Origin of the sequence: Flavobacterium sp. CF136 (assembly GCF_000282055.1) — a bacterium.
Taxonomy (GTDB): Bacteria; Bacteroidota; Bacteroidia; order Flavobacteriales; family Flavobacteriaceae; genus Flavobacterium.
Map to the genome: position 1 here is coordinate 1 of NZ_AKJZ01000090.1, position 3,101 is coordinate 3,101.

The 3,101-nt window shown below is 29.6% G+C and carries 4 protein-coding genes and 1 pseudogene; all 5 read right to left on the bottom strand.

What is annotated here, in order from left to right; genetic code table 11:
- Positions 1–98 (bottom strand): annotated as a pseudogene (locus tag PMI10_RS22405) (RHS repeat-associated core domain-containing protein); the annotation flags it as partial.
- 40 nt (positions 99–138) lie between these two features.
- A complete protein-coding gene (locus tag PMI10_RS19510) occupies positions 139–486 on the bottom strand; it encodes a hypothetical protein (protein WP_007810977.1) in 348 nt (115 codons plus the stop codon).
- A gap of 2 nt (positions 487–488) precedes the next feature.
- A complete protein-coding gene (locus PMI10_RS22270; protein ID WP_007810978.1) occupies positions 489–1,613 on the bottom strand; it encodes an RHS repeat domain-containing protein in 1,125 nt (374 codons plus the stop codon).
- Positions 1,614–1,638: 25 nt separating this feature from the next.
- Entirely contained in the window at positions 1,639–2,277 is a 639-nt protein-coding gene (locus PMI10_RS19520; RefSeq protein WP_007810979.1) for a hypothetical protein, read from the bottom strand.
- On the bottom strand, positions 2,274–3,101 hold an 828-nt coding region (locus tag PMI10_RS19525; RefSeq protein ID WP_007810980.1), incomplete at its 5' end, for an RHS repeat domain-containing protein. The genes PMI10_RS19525 and PMI10_RS19520, both read right to left, overlap by 4 nt.

A 3,101-nucleotide genomic window follows, 5' to 3' on the forward strand; every position in this document is an offset into this window, starting at 1 on the left:
TCAATGTTCATCCAGCGACCTAACGAAGGGTCATAGTTACGTGCTCCATAGTCGTACATGTTAAGTCCCAGCTCGTCCTGCAATTCTTTTCCATTATACTTGAACTTGTATAATAATTTGTCATAGACATACTACCAGTTATAAAGAACTATCTTTTTTTAAGTATAATTTTTTACTAATAATACCTTTCCTTATAGGATAAAGTCTATTGCCTTTAATTTTAAATATTAAGGTATCTGGAGGATATCCGAATTTTGATGAATCTAAATAGCAAATTACCCTTTCGTCCTTTAGTATAAATTTACCATTTGCAAAATTACTTATTGTATGTATTTCAGTTTTTTCAACGGAATTATCAGAATTCAAAATTATTTGGAAAAAAGCACTCTTATCTCTTGAATAACTAGTATTATACTTTCCATAAATATTTTTACTACAAGAGGTAAATATTATAAAGAACCAAGTTAACAGAATTATTTTTTTCATACTTATTGTGGTTTATATGTTGTAGTTCCGATTCTAAAAGCAGCATTATACTTATTAGCAAATGATTGAGGATTTTGTTTTATTCCTGCTGCATTAGGATGATTAACAGCATTAAGAGGTCCCGATGGAATCTTATCATTATATAGTCCTTTTGTTAAAACATCAGCTGGTGAATTTATGTTTTCCCTTTGCCCGAATAATGCTCCTCTTTGATAAGCTTGCACTTCATCAGATAAATCATAAAATAAAAGATTACTCCCTAAAAAATTAATACCACCATTATTTTTAGTTAGTCCCAATGTAGTTTCACCCATTTCAAATTGATACATATGCTTTAATTCGTGTGAAAAAAGACCTAAATCTGTACCAGAAGAAGTGGTTAGCTGAACCCTATTATTATTATTATTATTATTATTATTATTATTATTATTATTATTATTATTATTACTATTAAAAGTTGTTTGATTAATAGTTGTAGAATTTCCTAATACATCTCTTTCTGTGCCTCCACTATTGGTAACAACATCGTAAACTTGCGAAGAAGCTGCTAAAATTGCCGTTTCTCCTCTCGTTGTTTCTAGTTCTGTATTTTCATTTTTTAGGCGTGCGATTTTATTGTTCAGTGATTTTTCACTTTGAAACCAACCAAATTTACCTGATGAAATAGTTTGTTTTGCTTCTTCTATTGTTTTATTATTTGATGCTTGTCTAGAATTTATATCCGAAATTAATCTATTAACCCATTTCCAGGCATCTTCTGTAAATTCATTACCATCAATATCTAAATATAATACAGGATTATTTCCTGCATAGTGGTACGGTGATAAAGAAATGAATTTTTCTGATTTATTATCAATACATCCCCAACGTCCAATATCTGGCATATAATTACGCCATCCATAATCATAAATATTAAGCCCCAGCTCGTCCTGCAATTCTTTTCCATTGTACTTATACTTATAATTCGAGGCAACTACTACGTTATTATATCCTGTTTGTTTTAACCCAAAAGGATAGTAGTTGTTCTCTTCCTGAATGGCAAGAGTTTTGTCATAACTCAAACGAACATTTCCTAAATGATCTTTGTATTGGTAAACATATGTATAAGAACTTCCCGAAGGCTCCACATAGCCTTCGGCTGTTGCTTACCTCTTACCTAAATATTTTTTTATTCAACTCTGACAAATCAAAATAATCATTGTTATATATTTTTTCTTTAAGTTTATTTTTTAAAAACTCTAAATTACTTTTATCATATTCTATTAATTCTGTTATAAAATCCAAATATTTAATTTTATGAGTTATTCTAAACAAAATTAAACTTGCTAGTAATTGCTCGTTTTGGTGATATAAAACATTATTTCGTATATAGTCTAATTTTTTTACTAGTTCCTCAATATATAAAAATTTAATATTCATCTCAATATATTCCAGACATCCTAATACCAGGCATTCTAAATCTTCTTCTTCGACTATTAAAAGATTTAATATTTTTTCATAATTTATATTTAATCCAAAATCAGTCGCAAAATAAATTAAATCTGAAAGGTAATTTTTATTTTCTATTTCCAAATTCTTGTTAGTGAAATCTTCTATTAATAAAAAATCATCTTGGTCAAAATATTTATATTCATCAAAAAAAATATTAACAAGTTCTTTTTCATCAATATTCAAGATAAAATTAATCTGTGATAATGAAAGTTTAATGTTTGCATTACAAATTTCATTTATCAGCTTAACTGCCTCTTCAAATGATGTTTTATTAATATTAAGTAATTTATCTATTATCATCTCTTCTTATCTTTACTTTGTCTTGAACTTCTATTTCCTGTATTTTTTTCATGCTTTTTAAGTTTTTGCAAATCAGAACTAGAAGCAGTTCCTGCAGCTTTCCTTGCTTGAATAGCCTCTAATTCATCATCTTGTAATTTTCCATTGTTATTGCCTCTTTGTGCAAAACTATCAAATATTGTTGCTCCTTCAGCTAACTCCACCAGCAATTCAAGACCTTCAGCTAATACAGCCTCTGCTGGCACTACAAGAACGACACCATAAGTTGGCTTGACAGGTTTCATTTTTTCAACTCTACCAATACCATCAGAAAATAGAAAATGATTACCTGTTAAGTCATCTTGAACTATCTTTTTATCTTTTACATATTTTACACCTACACGCTCTTTACCAACAATTTCTCCGCCTCTTTTATTCAAATAAATATTGTCATCTCCATCATCTTTATGATCAATTATTTTTCCCTGACTATTTACGACCGTTGAAGTAAAATAATGTGGTCCTTTATCGGGATCATTACTACTAAAACCATCTATACCTTCAGGACTTAGCCCGCTTGGATCTGAAAATACAACAGGATTGTTATTCGCAAAATTATAGGGAGATAAAGGTGGAAAACTTTCGGCAAGTTCATCTATGTTACCCCATCTTCCAATATCAGGCATATAATTTCTCGCCTCCATATCGTAAACATTAAGCTGTAACTCGTCTTGAAGCTCTTTTCCGTTATACTTATACTTATAATTCGAGGCAACTACTACGTTATTATATCCTGTTTGTTTTAACCCAAAAGGGTAGTAGTTGTTCTCTTCCTGAATGGCAAG